The sequence below is a fragment of the Ruegeria sp. BE3 genome (genome assembly GCF_056538865.1).
Window position 1 is genome coordinate 319,419 of the sequence record NZ_JBQFTW010000003.1, and the last position, 20,313, is coordinate 339,731.

General features: G+C 54.1%; 16 protein-coding genes and 1 pseudogene. 10 read left to right on the forward strand and 7 right to left on the reverse strand.

Annotated features, from left to right (window positions below; genetic code table 11):
* The first annotated feature begins 72 nt into the window (after positions 1-72).
* The 6 genes from ACR0AZ_RS11140 (at position 73) to ACR0AZ_RS11165 (ending at position 5,753) form a co-directional block, all read left to right on the forward strand.
* Complete coding sequence (locus ACR0AZ_RS11140; protein WP_480667457.1) at positions 73-498, forward strand: GtrA family protein; 426 nt, start codon at positions 73-75, stop codon at positions 496-498.
* Positions 495-1,463, forward strand: a complete 969-nt coding sequence (locus tag ACR0AZ_RS11145; protein WP_480667458.1) for an FAD-binding oxidoreductase — start codon at positions 495-497, stop codon at positions 1,461-1,463. The genes ACR0AZ_RS11140 and ACR0AZ_RS11145 overlap by 4 nt, the downstream gene beginning before the upstream one ends.
* Positions 1,460-1,774: a hypothetical protein gene (locus ACR0AZ_RS11150; protein WP_480667459.1), complete on the forward strand. Its 315-nt coding sequence runs from the start codon at positions 1,460-1,462 to the stop codon at positions 1,772-1,774. The genes ACR0AZ_RS11145 and ACR0AZ_RS11150 overlap by 4 nt, the downstream gene beginning before the upstream one ends.
* A gap of 66 nt (positions 1,775-1,840) precedes the next feature.
* Positions 1,841-3,316, forward strand: coding sequence for a hypothetical protein (locus ACR0AZ_RS11155; RefSeq protein ID WP_480667460.1), 1,476 nt, complete (start codon positions 1,841-1,843; stop codon positions 3,314-3,316).
* A gap of 403 nt (positions 3,317-3,719) precedes the next feature.
* A complete protein-coding gene (locus ACR0AZ_RS11160; RefSeq protein ID WP_480472348.1) occupies positions 3,720-4,412 on the forward strand; it encodes a sugar transferase in 693 nt (230 codons plus the stop codon).
* Positions 4,413-4,790: 378 nt separating this feature from the next.
* Positions 4,791-5,753, forward strand: a complete 963-nt coding sequence (locus ACR0AZ_RS11165; protein ID WP_480667461.1) for a hypothetical protein — start codon at positions 4,791-4,793, stop codon at positions 5,751-5,753.
* Positions 5,754-5,765: 12 nt separating this feature from the next.
* On the opposite strand, the gene rfbA is transcribed toward ACR0AZ_RS11165, so the two are convergent.
* The 5 genes from rfbA to ACR0AZ_RS11190 form a co-directional block, all read right to left on the reverse strand.
* Entirely contained in the window at positions 5,766-6,641 is an 876-nt protein-coding gene (gene rfbA, locus ACR0AZ_RS11170; protein ID WP_480472344.1) for a glucose-1-phosphate thymidylyltransferase RfbA, read from the reverse strand.
* A gap of 5 nt (positions 6,642-6,646) precedes the next feature.
* A complete protein-coding gene (gene rfbD, locus ACR0AZ_RS11175) occupies positions 6,647-7,489 on the reverse strand; it encodes a dTDP-4-dehydrorhamnose reductase (protein ID WP_480472342.1) in 843 nt (280 codons plus the stop codon).
* Positions 7,486-8,529: a dTDP-glucose 4,6-dehydratase gene (gene rfbB / locus ACR0AZ_RS11180; protein WP_480472340.1), complete on the reverse strand. Its 1,044-nt coding sequence runs from the start codon at positions 8,527-8,529 to the stop codon at positions 7,486-7,488. The genes rfbD and rfbB overlap by 4 nt, the downstream gene beginning before the upstream one ends.
* Positions 8,530-8,532: 3 nt before the next feature.
* A complete protein-coding gene (rfbC, locus tag ACR0AZ_RS11185; RefSeq protein ID WP_480472338.1) occupies positions 8,533-9,093 on the reverse strand; it encodes a dTDP-4-dehydrorhamnose 3,5-epimerase in 561 nt (186 codons plus the stop codon).
* An 818-nt stretch (positions 9,094-9,911) separates the two neighbouring features.
* Positions 9,912-14,861: a PA14 domain-containing protein gene (locus tag ACR0AZ_RS11190; RefSeq protein WP_480667462.1), complete on the reverse strand. Its 4,950-nt coding sequence runs from the start codon at positions 14,859-14,861 to the stop codon at positions 9,912-9,914.
* Positions 14,862-15,295: 434 nt separating this feature from the next.
* On the opposite strand from ACR0AZ_RS11190, the gene ACR0AZ_RS11195 reads away from it, so the two are divergent.
* From ACR0AZ_RS11195 to ACR0AZ_RS11205, 3 genes are all read left to right on the forward strand, one after another.
* A complete protein-coding gene (locus ACR0AZ_RS11195) occupies positions 15,296-16,276 on the forward strand; it encodes a glycosyltransferase family 2 protein (protein ID WP_480472335.1) in 981 nt (326 codons plus the stop codon).
* Positions 16,277-16,420: 144 nt separating this feature from the next.
* Positions 16,421-17,626, forward strand: coding sequence for a glycosyltransferase family 4 protein (locus ACR0AZ_RS11200; RefSeq protein WP_480472334.1), 1,206 nt, complete (start codon positions 16,421-16,423; stop codon positions 17,624-17,626).
* A 63-nt stretch (positions 17,627-17,689) separates the two neighbouring features.
* Positions 17,690-18,613 (forward strand): polysaccharide deacetylase family protein, encoded by a 924-nt coding sequence (locus tag ACR0AZ_RS11205; protein ID WP_480472333.1) that lies wholly within the window; start codon positions 17,690-17,692, stop codon positions 18,611-18,613.
* On the opposite strand, the gene ACR0AZ_RS11210 is transcribed toward ACR0AZ_RS11205, so the two are convergent.
* Complete coding sequence (locus ACR0AZ_RS11210) at positions 18,600-18,827, reverse strand: hypothetical protein (protein WP_480472332.1); 228 nt, start codon at positions 18,825-18,827, stop codon at positions 18,600-18,602. The genes ACR0AZ_RS11205 and ACR0AZ_RS11210 overlap by 14 nt on opposite strands.
* 15 nt (positions 18,828-18,842) lie before the next feature.
* On the opposite strand from ACR0AZ_RS11210, the pseudogene ACR0AZ_RS11215 reads away from it, so the two are divergent.
* A pseudogene (locus tag ACR0AZ_RS11215) lies at positions 18,843-19,111 on the forward strand (transposase); the annotation flags it as partial.
* 171 nt (positions 19,112-19,282) lie between these two features.
* On the opposite strand, the gene ACR0AZ_RS11220 reads toward ACR0AZ_RS11215, so the two are convergent.
* The gene (locus ACR0AZ_RS11220) at positions 19,283-20,284 is read right to left on the reverse strand and encodes a WavE lipopolysaccharide synthesis family protein (RefSeq protein ID WP_480472331.1); all 1,002 of its coding nucleotides are present in this window, start codon (positions 20,282-20,284) and stop codon (positions 19,283-19,285) included.
* Between the last annotated feature and the right edge of the window lie 29 nt (positions 20,285-20,313).

Consider the following 20,313-nt stretch of genomic DNA (forward strand, 5'->3'; position numbering starts at 1 on the left):
CTGGCGGCTGTCAAACGACAGGCAGATCCGCTTTCTGTTGATTGCCGCGCTGGCGTTAGGAGGCACCGTATTGTGAGTTTGCGAACGCTCATTCTACGTTATTCCTTCTTTGCTGTCCTCGCGACGCTCGCCAACCTTGGAGCACAACGGGTCGTTTTCGCCACTATCGGCGATAACGCGTTGATCCCCGCGATTCTGGTTGGAACCGCAGTAGGGCCAGTGCTGAAGTACGTTCTGGACAAGCGTTGGATCTTCTACGACCTGGGTGCAGGCGTGTCCGACCACAGCAAGAAGTTTTCGGCCTATACCGCGATGGGGATTGTCACCACCGCAATCTTCTGGGGTATGGAAACGGCATTCTGGTTGATCTGGCAAACCGACCTCATGCGAGAGCTTGGGGCCGTTCTGGGTTTGGCGATTGGGTACGTTGTGAAATTCAATCTGGATCGTCGGTTTGTCTTCACCGATTCTTCGCTTTCGATCGGAGCTTCCAGATGAAGCTTTCTGGATGGGGAAACTACACGGTGGTCGACTGCGATATCAGTAAACCCGGCAACGAAGACGAGGTGCGACAGGCCGTGATGGCATCAAACGCCATCGCCAGAGGAAACGGACGCGCATATGGCGACAGCGCGCTAAGCCGCACCAATACGATCGAAATGCGCAAGCTCAATCACATGCTGTCATTCGATCCCAAGAGCGGCCAGTTGATTGCCGAAGCTGGTGTCTTGCTGTCCGATATCATCGCAGCTTTCTTGCCCCGCGGTTGGTTTCCGGCGGTGACACCGGGCACCCGTTTCGTAAGTTTGGGCGGGATGGTGGCTGCCGATGTGCACGGTAAGAACCACCATATCTATGGATCATTCGGGAACTGTATTGACTGGCTCGACGTGATGATCGCCGATGGTACGGTGACGCGATGTTCCCGCAACGAGAATTCCGAGCTGTTCGAGTGGACGATTGGCGGGATGGGCCTGACAGGCGTGATCCTACGCGTCGCATTGCGGCTGCGACCCGTGGAGACCGGCTGGATCCGGCAAACAACCCACGTCGCGCAGAACCTCGATGCGGCGATTGATCTTTTCGAGGGATCTCTCGATGCCACCTATTCGGTCGCATGGATCGATTGCCTAAGCACTGGCGACGCTTTGGGGCGGTCTCTGGTTATGCTGGGGAAACGTGCAACGTGGGATGAATTACCCGGCAAGCACAGCACGAACCCCTTCCCTTCCGTTGCCGCCCAAAAACTGAGGGTTCCATTCAACTTCCCGGGCTTTTGTTTGAACAAGTATTCTGTCCGGGCGTTTAACGCGCTTTATTACTGGAACGGTCAACGTGGCAGCGCGACCAGCTATGTGAACTGGAACAGCTACTTTTACCCGCTGGACTCGATCATGGATTGGAACCGGATATATGGGCGCAAAGGCTTTGCCTCGGTACAATCAGAAAGGCTGAAACTATGAGCAATGTTCCGGTCCTAATCCTTGGCGCGCGCTCCGATATCGCCCTTGCGACTGCCCACAGCTACGCGGCGCTTGGACATCCCATTCAACTGGCCGCCCGTAATTCGGAATCCCTGATCACCGCCAAAGAAGACCTTGAGATCAGGTATCAAGTTCAAGTCACTCTGCACGATTTCGATGTGCTTAACCTCGGCCATCGTCCGCGCGACCGCAAAACGCAAGAACGTGATTTATGTGAAACCCATTTGGGCGCTGGTCATGACCGTGATACGTTGCATTCCCGAACTATTGTCAAGAAGATGTGCATCTAAATCCGGCACCTCACTAGCCGCCCAACAGCCCTAGCAGCGTATCAGCTCGCGAAAGACAGAACTCCAATGCCAAATCTATTCGCACATTTTGTTCTGTACTCGTTCCCAGTTGTGGCTTTGATCTTGTTCCTGAATTTGGAACGAAACAAAGCCATCATCCTGACCATCATTGCCGGTTACCTATTCCTGCCGAACGAGGTTGAGTTGGACCTGCCGCTTTTGCCCGTGATCGACAAATCGCTTCTGCCTGCGCTGACCGCTCTTGTTTTGTCTGTCGTTCTGAAAGACAGGCCAACCAATTCTTCTGGTGCAACAATCACTGCCGATGACAAATATGTTGCGCATTCGACATCTAAGTTTGGCACGAACACCGTCCTAGCCCTGATAATCGTTATGTGTTTAGCTGCGTTCGGCACCGTTCTGACCAATCAAGCGCCTGTGCAAATCGGGCCAATATTCTTACCTGCACTACGCATCTATGATGCGTTTTCGATCATCCTAAGCTCACTGACGATGGTTATACCTTATGTATTGGGTTGGAGATATCTTAGATCAGCAACAGATCATCGGTTGCTGCTTGGTCTGCTGGCGTTTGCCGGGCTGCTCTACTCACTGCCATCACTTTTTGAAGTTCGTATGAGCCCGCAATTGAATGTATGGATCTACGGCTTCTTCCCACATGCCTTTGACCAACACATTAGAGCCGGAGGGTTTCGCCCACTTGTCTTTCTTACCCATGGATTGGTTTTGGGCATATATTTCTCTGTGGCCACCATTGCCTGTGCGGCAATGTTGAGGCGTTCAAAACTTACTGCGTCCAACTCGCTCATCTGGTCTCTGGCATTGGTCTGGATGTTGATTACGTTGTTTTTTGTGAAATCCTTGGGTGCGCTGATGATTACACTGGTGTTGCTACCGTTTGTTCTGTTGGCAAGCAGCCGCACCATGATGCGAGTGGCAACCACTATCGGAGTCATTGTGTTGATTTTCCCAATGCTGCGCAGTCTGGGTTGGATACCCATCGAGCATATATCAGAGCTCGCAAACACTATTGATCCCGAACGTGCAGCCTCTTTTGATTTTCGCATCGCAAACGAAAATCTCCTCTTAGATCGCGCACAAGAAAAACCGCTTCTCGGATGGGGCGGCTATGACCGAAACGCGTTATTTGATCCCGAGACTGGTCGAAACATCGTCATAATTGACGGTATATGGGTGGCGTTTTTCGGGCATTTTGGCTGGCTTGGTTACATAACTCGCTTCGGATTGTTAACATTCCCCTTGTTCTTCTGGATGTCAAAAGGACTTCCAAGGCCGATACCTTATGCCACTGCGGGTCTGAGCCTTGCGTTGGCTGCAAACCTCGTTGATCTTATTCCGAACTCAGGCCTTACGCCTATTACGTGGCTGATAGCCGGTTCTTTGACCGGATACGTTACCAGCAGGCAATTTCAGACTGAGCAGGTTGCTGACACAGCAGATATCGCCTCACAGCACGCCGCGTCGCAATATCCGCTCAACATCCGTAAGAAACGCGTCTGAGATAAGAATGAACCAAGAACTTTGACATGCGATACCGCGCAACCGAATCTTTGTGCCCATCAGCTTTATGGCGATTTCAGGCCCACCAAGAGGAATAAAGCACGGGTTTCCAGCATGCTTGGATCAACCATAACACGAGGCAAGCCATCTATCTGGAAACAATGCGGCAGTTCGGACAAAACTTACTACCTATGAAGACAAGAATTCACCTTTTTTGTGGCAATGCACATTTGTAGAGTTCGTTAAGATAGTGTAAACATGAATCGTGAGCAATCATGCTGGCTTGATCCGGATACGAATGCTCATATATGTGTAAGTGTTGCTGGGTCACGTTGTTTTGAATGGCTTGGTGTGTGTCAGGTAGGTGAGGCCATATTTCGGCTTTGGTTTGAAAGTTAAAAAAATGACTATTCAGGATACGAGTATTCCCGGTAAGCGTGGTCACCGGAAAGTTGTTCAACAGACGGGTCGGAATTCGACCAACCCCACGCGAATTTACAAAAACCTGTTCAAGCGCGTCCTTGATGTGGCAATCGTGCTGCTCGCAATGCCGATTGTGCTGCCCATCGTTCTGGTGCTTGCAGCAATCGTCGCGACGGATGGCGCCAACCCGTTCTATGGGCAACGCCGTGTTGGCAAGAATGGGCGTATCTTCACCATGTGGAAGCTGCGCAGCATGGTCCCGAATGCACATGCTCTTCTGGAAGATTACCTGGCCAAGAACACCTTGGCGCGGCTGGAATGGGAACAGACTCAGAAGCTCAAGGATGATCCTCGGATCACGTCGTTTGGTCATATTCTGCGCAAAACATCCCTCGATGAGCTGCCGCAATTGTGGAACATACTCATCGGTGAGATGAGCTTAGTGGGTCCGCGCCCGATGATGCCGGAGCAGCGTGCTCTGTATCCGGGCAAAGCCTATTTCTCGCTACGCCCGGGTTTGACCGGCTCGTGGCAGGTATCCGAACGCAATGCGAGCACCTTCGCCAGCCGTGCCGACTTCGATACGTCGTATGCCGAAGACCTGACCCTAAAAACCGACATTGGTATTCTCTACGCAACCGTTGGTGTTGTCGTACGGGCAACGGGCTACTGACACGCCCCCCCAAGAACCAGTGATCAAGTATTCCGTCGGGCTACCTGGTGACGGAATACTTTTTCGGATTTGATCACAGAAATCGGTGGGTCATGATCAAGAACCCGAACAATTACAAGCAAAGTGCTCATATCATTGAGCGTTATCAAGATCACACCTTCGCGTTTCGGGGTGTAGTCTTTGGCGAATGCCACGTTTTAGCCAACGATTAGAGCCCCTCTGGCGACTTTCTCGCTTTGCGTCACCAGGGGCGTTTCAATTTAATTGCAGCACATTTATTACCGCGCCCATGTCAAAAAAATAGTTTTGTCAGGATCAGCGAGCAAACCTATATCCGAAAAGTAATACAGGCTCGATACTTCTAAATTAGGGTATGTGATGTTTAAGAGTTTCAAACGGTTTATGTCCCCCGGCCTTCTGTTGACGCTTGCCGCCTGCGGCAGCCTTGGCAAATGCGGCAGCCCCAAACCCATCGAGAAATCAGAATTCAACGAACTCTACCAAACCCCCGTTCATGTTTCGCCCGGGCCTCAGGCGGTATTCCACATCGGTCACAGCCTCGTTGCTCGCAACATGCCGTTCATGCTCGAACAGCTTGCTGATGAAGGTCACAGCTATAACAGTCAGTTGGGCTGGGGCACAGCGCTCAAGGCGCATTGGGAACCTGATGAGGTGATCAACGGGTTCGATGTCGAAAACGACCATCCTCGGTACCGCGATGCGCATGAGGCCGTCGCGACAGGTGATTATGACGCGCTGGTTTTGACCGAGATGGTCGAAATTCGCGATGCAATCAAATACATGGACAGCGGCGATTATCTGCATCGCTGGGCACAGGCCGGTTGGAAAGCCAATCCCGATACGCGCGTTTATCTTTACGAGACCTGGCATCCGTTGGACGATCAGGAAGGTTGGCTCGAACGATTGGATCTGGACCTTGACCGCTATTGGGAGACGGAAATCCTACAGCGCGCAATGGCCTATGACGACATGCCCAACCCGATCTATGTGATCCCGGCCGGTCAGGTCTTTGCCCGTTTCGTACGTGAGGTCGAAGATCGGGGCGGCGTCGGCCCGATCCAGCGCCGCGAGGACCTTTTTGCCAAAAACGATGACGGTACGCAGGATAGCATCCACTACAACGATCTTGGGGCTTATCTGGTGGCCTTGACCCACTACGCGGTGCTCTACCAGAAATCACCTGTGGGACTGCCGCATCAATTGAAACGGGCTGACGGAAGCGACGCGGATGACCCCGGGCCTGAAGTCGCGCTCCTGATGCAGGAAATCGTCTGGGATGTTGTCACCAACTATGCCCCAACCGGCGTTCCACAAGGATAAGGCCGGGCAGGCTCAACCCGCGATCAGATTGGCAAGATACTGACCGTAACCATTTTTCGCGAGCGCTTCGGCCCGTTCGGCCAAATGTTCGCGCGTAATCCAGCCTTTTTGATAGCTAATCTCCTCGGGGCATCCGGTCTGCAACCCCTGCCGTTCCTGCAGCGTGCGAACGAAATTTCCTGCGTCCAGCAGGCTGCCATGTGTTCCAGTATCAAGCCAGGCATATCCACGACCCATGCGGATGAGTTCGAGTTGATCCTCAAGCAGGTATTGTTCCAGAAGGCTGGTGATCTCCAATTCACCCCGACCAGACGGCACCACCTTCCGTGCACGTTCGGGCGCTGATCCATCCAGGAAGTAAAGCCCCGTCACGGCATAATTCGATGGCGGAGACTCAGGCTTTTCGATGATCGCACGCACGCGGTCCTGATCATCGAAATCGACCACACCATAACGCTGCGGATCATTCACGTGATACCCGAACACCGTTGCGCCGGACGCAGACTGATCGGCCTTCAGCAACAACTCGGGCAAACCGTGACCAAAGAAGATGTTATCACCCAGCACCATTGCACTTGGGGCACCGCTTAGGAACGTATCTGCCAAAATATAGGCTTGTGCCAACCCGTCCGGGCTGGGTTGCACAACATAGCTGAGCGATATGCCCCATTGGCTGCCGTCACCCAGCGCGCGCTGAAACTGCTCTTGATCCTGAGGCGTCGTGATGATGCAGATCTCACGGATATCCGCCAACATCAAAACGCTGAGCGGATAATAGACCATCGGTTTATCATATATTGGCAAAAGCTGCTTCGACACACCTTCGGTGATTGGATAAAGGCGCGTGCCCGATCCTCCGGCCAAGATGATCCCTTTGCGTTCCGTCACTGGTACTATCCCTTCAGGTCACTCAAAATATCGGCCAGCCCGTATCGCCAATCTGGAGGGCTGATGAAAAAAACCCGCTCAGTATCCGCACAGTCCAATCGCGAATTCAAGGGGCGGCGCGCCGGTGTGGGGTAATCAGAGCTAGGGATATCAATCACATCACAATCGAGTTGCGCCTGATCAAAAATCTCGCGCGCAAAATCAGCCCAACTGACGGAGGGATATCCTGCGTAGTGATAAAGGCCACGCTTTTGAGGATCTGCACGCATTTGACATGCGATCTGGTGGCAAGCCTGTGCCAGATCCCGTGCCGGAGTTGGACCACCGATCTGATCTGCAACCACCGCCAAGTGGTCGCGCGCCTCTCCCAAGCGCAGCATGGTCTTGACGAAGTTGTTCCCATGCGATGACACCACCCAGGACGTACGTAAAACTGTGGCCTGAGCGTTTGTTGCAGCGACCGCCCGCTCACCGGCCAGCTTAGATCGCCCATAGGCCGCAAGAGGATTGACTGGATCAGCCGGGTTCCAGGGTTTTTGCCCGCTGCCGTCAAAAACATAGTCCGTCGAGATCGTGACAAAAGGAATGCCCAGCACAGCGCATGCACCTGCCATCGCCCCTGGCGCGGCGGCGTTGATTGTGGTGGCAAGTTCTTCTTCCTCTTCTGCCCGGTCCACGGCTGTATATGCGGCCGCGTTGATCACCGCGGTGGGATTTCTGTTTGCGATGATTCCAGAACATGCATCGGGATCCGTCAGATCGGCATCAGACCGCGACACACATTCGACCTCTGACAACGGCGCCAGTTCGCACGCCAGCTGACCAGAGCTGCCAAAGACCAAAATCACGTCGCGACCCCCAACCTGCCGCTGACATTGTGCCGGTCCAGCAGCGCCTGCCACCATTCTTCGTTGGCAAGATACCACTCGACCGTTCGGCGCAGCCCTTCTTCAAGCGTTACGGACGGGCTCCAGCCCAACTCATCGCAGATCCGAGACGCATCGATTGCATAACGCGCATCATGACCGGGCCGGTCAGGCACAAATGTAATCTGCTCGGCATAGCTGCCCTGCGGTTTTGGACGCAACTCATCCAGGATGGCGCACAGGCCACGCACCAGCTCAAGATTAGAGCGTTCGTTGTTGCCGCCAATATTGTAGGATCGACCGTTCTGCCCCCTGTCGGCCACCAGCAGCAACGCATCCGCGTGATCTTCGACATAGAGCCAGTCACGCACATTCGAGCCAGTGCCATAGATTGGTAGCGCTTTACCCGCCAAGGCGTTCAGGATCACCACCGGGATTAGTTTCTCAGGAAAATGATAAGGCCCGTAATTGTTGCTGCAATTCGTCAGCACGATAGGCAAGCCATATGTCTCATGCCAAGCACGCACCAGATGGTCCGACGCCGCTTTGGAGGCAGAATAGGGACTGCGGGGATCATAAGGAGTATCTTCCGTGAACAACCCGTGCGGACCAAGACTGCCAAACACCTCATCCGTCGAGATATGGTGAAACCGGAACCCTTCAGGTTTGCCACGAGCGATCCAGTTCTTCCGAGCAGCTTCCAACAACGTGTAAGTCCCGGAAATATTGGAATCGATGAAATTTCCGGGGCCATCGATGGATCGGTCCACATGGCTTTCCGCCGCGAGATGCATGATTACGTCAGGCTGGTGCGTTTCAAGCGCTTTATCCATAGCACTGCGATCCCGGATATCGGCGTGAACGAAACTGTACCTGGGGTCATCGGCAACGCTGGCCACATTCTCCAGACATGCCGCGTAGGTCAGAGCGTCTATGTTCACCACCTCGTGCCCACGCGCTATGGCCAACCGCACCACTGCAGACCCGATGAATCCGGCCCCACCAGTAACCAACAACTTCATAACTTATCCTTCCCACGCGAAGGGGCTTTTGAACTCCGCAAAACGCTGCGCACTTTCGTCCTTCGCCGACAAGATCGCAGGTCCACCGAGGTTCCAATCGATCCCGATCTCGGGGTCATCAAACCGAACCGTACCATCGCACTCAGGCGCATAGTAGTCACTGCACTTGTAACAGATTTCCGTATCCGGTTCGCATGTGGCAAACCCATGCAGGAATCCCTGTGGCACCAGCATCTGGCGCCCGTTTTCTGCACTCAGCTCGGCACCGAACCACTGACCATATGTCGGGCTTCCCTTTCGGATATCGACGGCAACATCGAACAACCTTCCCCGGCTGCACCGAACCAGCTTGTCCTGTGCATGAGGAGGTGATTGAAAATGAAGGCCGCGCACCGTACCCGACTGGCGCGACAGTGAGTGATTATCCTGCACAAAATCCACATTGATCCCGTGTTCGCGCAACCGCGCAGAATTCCAGCTTTCGCTGAAGAACCCGCGCTCATCGGCAAAGCGATCAGGCGTCAGGATCACAAGCCCGGCCAGCGGCGTCAATTCCACCTTCATTATTCAACCCTTTCTCAATGATCCGATGGCGGCGGCGTCGAGGCCGGAAATTCCCTTCGGTGAGATAAACAAATACAAAACACTCTTGTTGCGATGTTACTGATAAATCGAACAATTCAGAACATATTGAACCCAAAAAACCAGTCATGTTGCAAAAGCGACGGCAGCTTTCAAACGCTGGTAATAGATAATCTGGTTCAAACCAAGGCAAAGCCCGAATTCAATCTCGTGCCGTATCGTTGATGTATAGATCACAAGGGGTTGTTTGCTCGAACTGAGGGAGAAGTTGAACTTCTACTTTACGTTGATCATCGCCTCAGTCTTTTGACAAAGTGTAGGCGGAGCTGAACAAGGACAGGAACGGCAAAGACTCGCCGCTCACCGGCGGTTCATTGCGCGTATGAAGTCCCATCTAACTTGACTCTGTTCGTGGTCAAGGTAGGTGCATCTACTCAAGATAGACATGTTTCAAAGGCCGGAGCGCAGGTTACTACGTGGTTGGGGCACTGGGAATTGCCATTTGCTTTGCTTTGCTGGCGGGTATCACCGCACTAGCGATGGGCTTTGGTGTGTGGGTCGCTTTGGTGATCTATTCTGCTACCGGAATAGTTGTATTTCTTGCCATCGCCGCCATTCGAGTTTTGCGACCAAGAATTGCAGTTTCACCCCGTATAGCCTCTGCCTCGAGAACAGAAAAACCTCAATACAAACGTTGAACCATAAAAAAGCGGGCCCTGAGAAACCAGAGCCCGCTATTATTTTGTCTGATGCAAGTTTTGAAAAGCCCGGTCGAAATCATGTACCGGGCTCTTCTTCAATTACATATCGAAGACCTCGACCGTAACGGTCGCGCGGGTAAAGTCCCCATCATCATCGCCGGCCCAATAGTCGAATGTATCAACTCCGACAAAATCCGGGTTCGGGACGTAAAGCAACTGCCCGTCATCCTGAACATAAACATTGCCGTTCGGTGTCGTGGACAGGCCATCGACGCGCAGGTCATCGCCACCAGCATGCGAGTCATTCGACAGAACGTCGATCAAAACCGCCATACCAGCATTCGTTGACGCCGAGTCATCCTGTGCAGTGGGGTTCACATTGTCGAACGACACGACGCCGTTATACTGCGCGCCGCCCCAATCATTGATGGACCAGGAATTCGCGATCTGCTGATCCGTCATATCGAGCGTGATGACGTGGGTCATCTTATGAAGCTCACCGGTCGCACGATCTGATACGAAGTCTTCTAGCAACAGAACATTCTCGCCCGATTCAGTCTTGTAGTACCCCTCGGTTGCAATGAACTGAGCGATATCCCAGTGCCACCATAGAATATGCTGATCACCCTCGAAGTCACGATCCCGGCTACCGATCGAATCTGTTTTTGTACCGCTGAGATGGAGGTTCTCGCCTTCAGAGATTACGGTATCCGTTTCCAGAACAAAGCCAAGCCGGCCTTCAACCAGATCATCTGAACTCAGGATCGAATGGCGATCCTCGTTGTACCCGACAAAGTTGGTCCCGTTGTTTGCCATGACCAGATCGATAAACACATCGTCGTAGTCTTCGCCATTCGAACCGAAATGGAAGGGTTGATCCAGGTTCGCTCCAGTTGCAAAGCCGTCAATAGTCATACCGTTAGAGACGATATCGAATGCGTTTCCGCCCAATTGGAAGCCGATTTCAGGATATTGACCAGGTTGTTGAGTGGCCAAGAGGTCAAAATCGATCAACGTGTAGTGGGAGCTATAAGACAAGTCGACGCCACGAGTAGTTTCCCAATTCGTGAAACCATCCATAACCGATCGGACATCATGACTCTGATCCGGACCATTTTTGATCACGATCAGGCCAACTTCAGTGCCGAAGGCCTCGTTGTTCTCGAACCCTTGGATCGGTGCTTGGTCAAGGCGCAAATACTCGTTGCCATAGGCAAGTTCAGGTTGATCCAGGTTTTCACCGAGCGGGTCACGTAGCTGGCCGCGAGTCATCCAGACAAATCCATGCGTGGTATTTGCAGCCACGTTATCTGAGGCTTCAACCAGACGCCCAGCGAAGAAGAAGCCTTCGCCGGTCCGCCCATTGTCATGCCGCTCAACATCGCTTTGCAGCTTTACCTGGGATTCGCCGTAGGACACGCCTTCGGTCCTGATTGCGATATTGCGTGACCAGACACCTGTCTCATTACCATCCTCTGCAACAAAGGCGGCACCAAAGATATCCCAAGCCACATTGTCCGTGAAGGTCGCATTGCTATCGTGATGCACAAATCCCCAACCCGGAGATCCGCTGACCGAGTTACCAATCGCAATCGCGGGATCATCCCGATCTTCGATCCCGGTCCGATGGAAGTGGAAAGAGTAGCGGCCCTGAACGTTCGAATCTGGCTGTACAGTGCCAATCGAGTCGATACTGAACGCCGGCTCCGACTTATCGGTCCGTCCCAGATCGTCAAAGGCGGCATAGCGTACATCCACATCATCCGAGTGCATGAACATCGTATGCCCGCGGTGGTGAACAGCAGTATCTTCGCCATCCTCACTGGAGAACGTGATATTGCGCGAAGTGTTCGCAACATAAGCGGAAAGATCGTCACGCGGCGTATCGTGGTCGTGTTCCAACGGGCGATCAATAGTGATCGTATTTCCACTGATGCCAGTGATAACGACTTCTTCATCTTGGCTTTCGTGATGAATTACCGATCCAGCCGCCTGATCCCAGTACCAGCCTTCCTTGTGTGTACCCGTCAAAACGATGCTATCGCCAACCTGCCAGCCTTCGGGAATATCACTCAGCGTGATTTCAGTGTCGCCAGCCATCGGCGCATCATCAACCGTCAGGAAGCTGGTTTTTTCAGCGCCATGAATCTCGACCTGTCCGTGCGAGATTACGCCACGGGACAACAGCATCGGATCCCAGCCGACATCGATATCACCATTGTTGGCAATCACGATCTCAACATCCACATCGTCGGCAATCGGATTTTCTTCGGTTCCGATCTCCAGACGACCCGTCCCGGAAACAACCATGGTGTCCACCAGGATCTTCGAGTCTGCGTCATGCGCAAAGGAAAGCTCGCCATCCACACGTACGGTGAAAAGGGACTCGTCACTTTCGCCGGCATAAACGACCGAGATACCTTCGGGGATCAGTACCTGAGCACCCGCATCCGGAATCCGGCCTTCATGCCATGTATTCGGGTCGAACCAGTCACCGTCGCTAATCGCGACATGGGTAGCCTCTGAACGCGGTACGAGATCCATGAGCGCCACGTGCTCAACCGCACGGCTTTCATCCCCGCCATGTGGATGCGCGTCGGGCTGTGCCATCACTGCGGCTACGTAGTCGTCAACCTCATCAGGGCTTGTAGGTGGTGGAATGTATCCGTCACTATGACCACCATGCGAGCCACCGCCGGTGTGACTGTCATCACCCGAGCTTTGGTCGTCGCCACCAGTGTGGTCGCCATCATCCGTACCATGATCGCCGCCGGTGTGGCCGTCATCGCCCGAGCTTTGGTCATCACCGCCAGTGTGATCACCATCATCCGTACCATGATCGCCGCCGGTGTGGCCGTCATCGCCCGAGCTTTGGTCATCACCGCCGGTGTGATCGCCATCATCAGTGCCATGATCTCCGCCGGTGTGGCCGTCATCGCCTGAGCTTTGATCATCACCGCCAGTGTGGTCGCCATCATCCGTACCATGATCGCCGCCGGTGTGGCCGTCATCGCCTGAACTTTGGTCATCACCGCCAGTGTGATCACCAGCATCCGTGTCATGATCTCCACCCGTGTGACTACCATCACTCGTGCTTTCGGAATAGCTCAACGAGTCGCCACCGATCACTTCGCGGCGACCATCGCTATCTGGACCAGCCCACTCCAACTGAAGTGTCGCATCGCCATAAGCTTCAAAATAACGGATTTCTATGTCATGCGAACCCGCCGACAACTCCAGTGTCACGCGCTGTTCACGTGTTGCATGCAAGCCGTCATTGTCGATTACAGGCTCACCATTGATATAAAGCGCTGAGCCATCATCCGAGTTCAGGTAGAACGTATAGGTCCCCGCCTTCTGCACATTCAGGTTGCCCGAGTAACGTACTGCAAACAAGTCGCCCGGACCGCCTTCCCAAAACGGCTCTTGACCATTCATGAAGCTCAGGTTTTCCACCGCACCCGTTCCATAAGGTGTCGCCTCAAAATCGATCTCTTGAATGCTATCTACCGACTTTGAAAGTAGGAAATAGTGGCCCAGCAAGCCCTGACGACCTGCGCCCGTGCCATCGCTAGAATCGGAATCGTCATCGCCCGTGCTGTGGTCACCATCACCAGTGTGGTCATCATCACCCGCATCTTGGTCACCACTGTCAGCGTCGTCATCATCACCTGCGCCGTGGTCACCGCTGTCGGAATCTCCGTCATCGCTGGTGCTTTCAGGGTAACCCAGCGCTTCGCCACCAATCACTTCGCGCTGGCCATCGCTGTCCGGACCGACCCATTCCAGTTGGAGTGTCGCTTCACCATAGGCTTCGAAATAGCGGATTTCGATGTCGTGCACACCGGCCGACAGGTCCAGCGACACGCGCTGCTCAAGCGTCCCATGCAATCCATCATTGTCGATTACAGGCTCGCCATCGATATACAGAACCGAACCGTCATCCGATGTCAGATAGATCGTATACGTCCCGGCCTCTTGCACGTTGAGTTGGCCTGCATATCGCGCCGCAAACAAATCGTTTGGGCCGCCTTCCCAGAACGGGTCCTGCCCTCCCATGAAACTCAGGCTTTCGACGGATCCTTCTCCGTCGGGCGTTGCATCAAAATCAACTTCGTTCAGGTTGCTGATGAAGTCGGGCAAAATAAAGTATTCGCCCCGCAGCCCCTGACGCCCCGTCTGGGTTCCGGTATCTGTATCTTGATCACCGTCGCCAGTGTGGCCATCATCGCCAGTATCGTGGTCGCCGTTATCGGTGTCTGCGTCGTCGCCCGCGCCTTGGTCACCGGTGTCGGTACCCGTATCGTCACCTGCGCCCTGATCGCCGGTATCAGTGCCCGTATCGTCACCTGCGTCTTGGTCGCCGGCATCAGTGTCCGTGTCGTCGCCCGCATCTTGGTCACCGGTGTCGGTACCCGTGTCGTCGCCTGCGCCTTGGTCACCGGTATCGGTATCCGTATCATCGCCTGCGTCTTGGTCGCCGGTATCAGTGCCGGTATCCTGGTCGCCCGTGTCGTCACCCGCACCTTGGTCGCCACTATCTGTGTCACCATTGTCGCCCGCATCGCCATCGGTCTGATCCACGTCTACGGGTTTCTCGCCCTTCGACAGTGCATCACCGGTGATGGTCTCGCGCTTCCCATCGCTGTCAGGGCCTTCCCATTCCAGCTGCAGGGTCGACCGACCGCGGCCATCGAAGTACCGAATCTCGATGTCATGAGCGCCAGCATCCAGATCCAAGGTAATCTCACTGTTGCGACCACCCCGTCCACCGGCGTTTTCAGCAACCAACTCACCGTTGATATAGAGCATCGCGTTGCTGTCGGATTTCAGATAAAACGTGTACCGGCCAGCTTCGATCACGTTGAGATCACCGAAATAGCGCGCCGCGAAGTAGTTCTTCGCACCACCCTCCCAGAATGCTCCGCGCATCCGCTGGATGTCCAAGGCATCGACCGTCGATGTCGCCGTTGGCTCTGCATCAAAATCGACATCCGCCAGCCCGGTATATCCCGAGTTCAGGGTGAAATATTCTGCGTTCAGACTCATAGCTACGCCCGTTTGCTCAAATCCCGATGTTTCGGGATGATTGTTTCCACTTGCTGGCCTCAGCGAGGCTCAAGTGCGGCAAAACTATGTCGGGCGACAGCTGCCGCGGTCTTCGCCCACATACTAGGAACAACATGCGTACTGTGTTTGAAGCCCTTTTTCAGGCCTTCTGGACGACCATTCAGGCACAATATTCCACGCGCGCACTCAAGCCGCTGCATGGCGCTAATGCCCCAATGATTCCACATAGTTACTGCTCGCCCATCATACTGCGGTACAACCGCAATCCTTAACCCTGAACTGTTTCAATTTGCTTGACAGTGCAAGTTAAGGATCGGCACAACGTTGACGACAAGCAATTTGCAGCGCAATTTTTTGCCATATGGGCACAAACACGCCGATTTTATTTGATTTTCCCTACGTCCGGAGACGCTATGGATGAGATTTCAGGCATTGGTGCCGTCGTAATCGGGCGAAATGAAGGCAGCAGATTGGTGTCCTGCCTAGATTCGATTCCCGCAAATATCGGAAAAATCGTCTATGTTGATTCGGGATCGACCGATGACAGCCTCGCAAACGCACAAAAAGCTGGTGCTGAGGTGGTTGAGCTCGATCTGGATCAGCCCTTTACAGCTGCGCGCGCGCGTAACACCGGGTTTCGCACATTAATCGCTGATAAGAACATCCATTTCGTTCAGTTCGTCGATGGAGATTGTGTCGTTCAGCCAGGGTGGTTCCAATCCGCCGCGCAATTTCTGTCAGAAAATCCCAAAACCGCCGTGGTCTGCGGTCGACGGCGCGAGCGGTTTCCTGATGGCACGGTGTATAATCGGCTTTGCGATATGGAATGGGACACCCCAGTGGGCCAATCCGATGCCTGCGGCGGGGACGCGATGATGCGTGTAGAGGCCCTGAGCCAGGTCGGTGGCTACCGCGACACCATGATTGCTGGAGAAGAGCCAGAGCTTTGCGTGCGATTGCGGGCCGAAGGATGGCGAGTCTGGCGATTGGATGAAGAGATGACGCTGCACGATGCAGATATGACCCGGCTGAGCCAATGGTGGAAACGGGCCCGACGCAGTGGCCATGCCTTTGCCGAAGGCGCCGCACTGCATGGCGCCCCTCCGGAGCGCCACAGCGTCCGAGCGGTCAAACGCATTCTGGCCTGGGGCGTAATGCTCCCCCTGACATTATTGCTGGCGGCTGCTTTGATATCGCCCTGGGCACTTCTGGGATTTGGGCTCTTTCCCCTTCAGGTATTGCGTATCGCCTTGCGCCAGAACCCTGGAAACAGAACCGCGTGGGAATATGCGTTCTTTCTCGTGCTAGGCAATTTCCCCGAGGCCATGGGCGTTCTGGAATACCAACTCAGGCAATGGCGCGGGAAACCAGCGGGGATTATCGAATACAAATAGCATATTTCGATACGTTGAAATCTGGATCATATCTCAAAATTCAGCATTCTGCCCTTATGCCGCCACAGAATGATGATCTGAACTCGATCCTATTCCCTCGGTCCCGAGCAGCGGCTTTGAAGAGTTAGTGTTAAGGTGTTTCAAATGCGTGTGGCCTATCTGACAAACCAATATCCAAAAGTAAGTCACACCTTCATTCGGCGTGAAATTAACGAACTTGAAAAGCAGGGCGTTGAGGTCGAGCGTTTTGCCTTTCGCGGCTGGGATGCCGAAGTCGCCGACCCTCAGGACGAAACCGAGCGCCATAAAACGCGCTATACGTTAGGAAATGGCGCAGGCAGGTTGCTGCTGACCGCAATCAAGTATGCCCAACGCAATCCCCGGCCATTCTGGCGTGCTTTGAAATCTGCGCTGTCCATGTCGCGCAACGCGATGCGCCCTTGGCCTTATCACCTGATCTATCTCGCCCATGCCTGCCAGATCAAACTCTGGCTGGACGAAAACCCGGTCTCGCACCTGCATGCACATTTCGGCACAAACCCTGCAGAGGTCGCCTTGCTGATCCGCCAATTAGGCGGCCCCGAGTACAGCTTTACCATCCACGGCATGGATGAAGCGGACAACGCACCTAAACTGGCCTTTGACCGCAAGGTCGCAAATGCACGTTTTACCGTTGCGATCAGCGCCTTCAGCCGCAGCCAGTTGATGCGCCATGTCGCGTCCGAAGACTGGTCAAAACTCAAAGTTGTTCATTGCGGATTGGAATCTGACGCCTTTGCCGATCCTGCCTTGATCAAAGTGGTCGACGATCCTGTCCTGTTGTGCATTGGCCGTCTCAGCCCCGAGAAAGCCCATCTGATTTTGCTTGATGCCTTCGCTAAAGTTCTGAAACTGCATCCTCAGGCGCGGCTGGTATTGGCTGGGGATGGTGAACTTCGCGCGCCCATCGAACATAAAATCGCAGCACTGGGTCTTGGAGACGCGGTGCGGATCACGGGCTGGATCTCTTCAGAGCAGGTTCGGGACGAGATTCTAAACTGCCACACTCTGGTGCAGCCCAGCCTGATCGAAGGGCTTCCCGTGGTCATCATGGAAGCGATGGCACAAGCCCGACCCGTCATATCAACCTATGTTGGCGGCATACCCGAACTGGTTCAGCCAGAAAAGACCGGATGGCTGGTACCGGCCGGAGATGTTGGCTCTCTGGTAGAAGCCATGTGCAACACCCTGTCCGTTTCGGCGGAAGACCGAAAGCGAATAGGCCAAGATGCGCTAGATCGGGTCACGGCGCGTCACAGCATTACCCACGAGGTCGAAAAACTGCGCGCCTTGTATCAGGGTCAGGTCTGATCGATGGGAGTGTTGAAACAAACGGCACTGTCAGTCCTTAGCACCGGACCAGCCTATACATTAATGCGTTCACATGCCCTGCGCACCAATCCAACACTGGTTTTGTGCTATCACACGCTTGGCTTGGATACCGAGGTGATGGATGCGTGGACCGTTGCGCGCGCACGGGACTTTCAGCAGCAGATCGCTTTCTTGCGTCAGTACTTCGATATTGTCAGCCTCGATCAAGCGCTTGATCCAGCTGCCCCGGCATCGCGCCCCCGGGTGGTAATCACCTTCGATGATGGAGATGTGGGGCTGTTCACTCATCTGTTGCCAATTGTCGAAGCCGAGGCGCTGCCCGTCACGCTCTATATTGCGACCGCGCAAATCGAAAGCCGACAACCCTACTGGTTTGACCGGATCATGAACGCCTTGCAAAACCCAGGGGTCACGACCATCCGCGTCGAAGCCGACGGGCCAAAAACTTGGCAGATCGGCCCTGAAACAGGTGCTACAAGATGGATGGTGATCTCGGATATCCTAGAGACGCTAAAAACTGTCGCCCCGGACTTGCGCGAAGCTTTGACCCTTGAAATTCTGCAACAGGCCGGACCATCTCAGGTCGATGTCACACCTCTTGCGCCGCTTACGCGCGAGCAGCTGCGAGAGTTGGCGCAATCGCCATACGTGACCATCGGTGCGCACAGTCACTGCCACAACCTGTTGGACCAAATTCCGCTGGATGAAGCCATGCAAAGTATACAAGACTCCCGGAAGCTGTTGCAGAAGTGGACGGAACAACCCATCAACCATTTTGCGTATCCAAACGGCAACCACAGCCCAGCGCTGCAAGACGCGGTGAAACAGGCCGGTTTCACATCGGCAACAGCGCTCGGATCAGAGCTATGCGATCCTCTGCAGGTTAACCCTTATGCGATCCCGCGCGTGCTGGTGGGACGTTATGACAGCCTCGCCCGTATGCGCCTTCGATTTATCGGGTATTGAGGCCCCATCTGGATGACGGGGCTGAATTGCGTTTCAAAACACCCAGATTAGCCGCTTCGTCTTTCACCAAAACCTCGAAGACGCTCGCAAATGGCTTGTCGCGATCATCCTCAGCCACCGGCCAGTCAGCTATCCCGCTCCAATCCGCGATATACTGGATGTCGCTGGCAAGGACATAATCGAATACATCACCCTCTTCCTGAAGCGCACGCAAGGCATTTGGGCTTACCTTCCGGATGTCGAATGGTTACTCGGAGACTGCAGGTATGGCGCCAATTGGCTCCGGGAAGCGTTGAAAGACAAAGGGATACGTGCCCGTATCCCTCGCCGGAAACAGCGAAAGAAAGCGGTGAAGTATGACAAGCGCCGATACAAACGCCGCAACCGGATGGAGAACATGTTTGGTAGGCTCAAAGACTGGAGGCGTGTGGCAACAGATGCCCGAAGGACTTCCTGTCAGCCATCGCGCTCGCGGCTCTCGTCAGTTATTGGTTATGAGCCCTGAGCCTATTCATATACAATTCTAGTCCCGGCCAAACCCAAGCGGTCCTATAATGATTGGAAGCGGAGTTAATATGAACCAAATTCCGCTCATTTGAACCTGCACCATTACTTGATCTGAATAAATCCAAGCATTGTTTCACAAACAGGAATATTCAGCGATCAAGTTCAGGTTGTCGTCTCCAGCTCAATGACGTCCATAAACTTCAAAGACAGCGCCTTTTCATATTTCCGTGCGTCCGCGGACGTCACAGCCCCGGCGTAAAGCATCATCCAGTCTGAAAATGTCAGTTCATTCCGAATCCAGCGCAGATCATAGCGGTTAACAAATTCCCGCAAGGTACCTGTCTGTACCTTCGACCAGAAGAAATCAGTTGTACCGTAATCGGCGACCGCGAAACAATCGCGATAGGCAGCCCAGCTATCCTCGACGCTCCAGTCCAGCTTTCGTCCGATCCGCGTCAGAAAGCTTGACGCGATATAGCTTTCCGCAACCGCGTGTTTGCACATCTCTACAATTGGGATCTCATCCCACATGTCAGAGACCGCCTCGGGGAAGTGGTCTGGCGGTGGAGCACTGACCAAGTCCGGTGTCCAGTATTTCAGCATATCCTCAGCATGGCCGAAAACAGTCTGATCGCCCCAATGATAGGGTGCGTATTTCAGCGTGCCATGTCCGACGCCAATTATGCGGTGCTTCTGATCAAAGCCCCCGCTGGGAGGAAAAGTCAGCGCCATGCTGGCCAAAAAACCCATCACGTTGTGACGATACAGTCTCTGGTCCGTGCGCGTTTTCAGAATCCACTCCGCCCCGTCCTCATGCGCTTTGCGAACCCCCGCTCCGGCGCTGACCAGTTGCATGTTCACATTGGAAAAACCCGGCATATCAGGTTTGGCCGACAGGACAATCTTGACCCCTTCCTGCCGCAGCGCGTTTAGCAAACGTTCAGGGGTGTCATCCCATGTCGACAGATAAAGCCGGACCTGAGGCATTGTCCGCCTATAAATGCGCATTGTTTCCAGCGTGACATCATCGTCTTCGGCAATAGGTCCCTGCATAACAATCGCCATCGGCCCAAGATCTTTTTCAGGCTCGGCCATCGGCGCGATCTGAGCGCTGAATTTCGGGCGACTTGTATAGGTCAAAAAGGCCTGTCCACGATGATTCATTTGGCGCAACGTCCACATCAAAATCCGTC

Coding starts and splice junctions, on each gene's coding strand:
- ACR0AZ_RS11145 (WP_480667458.1), top strand. CDS start 495: ATGAAGCTTTCTGGATGGGGAAACTACACGGTGGTCGACTGCGATATC.
- ACR0AZ_RS11150 (WP_480667459.1), top strand. CDS start 1,460: ATGAGCAATGTTCCGGTCCTAATCCTTGGCGCGCGCTCCGATATCGCC.
- ACR0AZ_RS11155 (WP_480667460.1), top strand. CDS start 1,841: ATGCCAAATCTATTCGCACATTTTGTTCTGTACTCGTTCCCAGTTGTG.
- ACR0AZ_RS11160 (WP_480472348.1), top strand. CDS start 3,720: ATGACTATTCAGGATACGAGTATTCCCGGTAAGCGTGGTCACCGGAAA.
- ACR0AZ_RS11165 (WP_480667461.1), top strand. CDS start 4,791: ATGTTTAAGAGTTTCAAACGGTTTATGTCCCCCGGCCTTCTGTTGACG.
- rfbB (WP_480472340.1), bottom strand. CDS start 8,529: ATGAAGTTGTTGGTTACTGGTGGGGCCGGATTCATCGGGTCTGCAGTG.
- rfbC (WP_480472338.1), bottom strand. CDS start 9,093: ATGAAGGTGGAATTGACGCCGCTGGCCGGGCTTGTGATCCTGACGCCT.
- ACR0AZ_RS11190 (WP_480667462.1), bottom strand. CDS start 14,861: ATGAGTCTGAACGCAGAATATTTCACCCTGAACTCGGGATATACCGGG.
- ACR0AZ_RS11195 (WP_480472335.1), top strand. CDS start 15,296: ATGGATGAGATTTCAGGCATTGGTGCCGTCGTAATCGGGCGAAATGAA.
- ACR0AZ_RS11200 (WP_480472334.1), top strand. CDS start 16,421: ATGCGTGTGGCCTATCTGACAAACCAATATCCAAAAGTAAGTCACACC.
- ACR0AZ_RS11205 (WP_480472333.1), top strand. CDS start 17,690: ATGCGTTCACATGCCCTGCGCACCAATCCAACACTGGTTTTGTGCTAT.
- ACR0AZ_RS11220 (WP_480472331.1), bottom strand. CDS start 20,284: ATGAATCATCGTGGACAGGCCTTTTTGACCTATACAAGTCGCCCGAAA.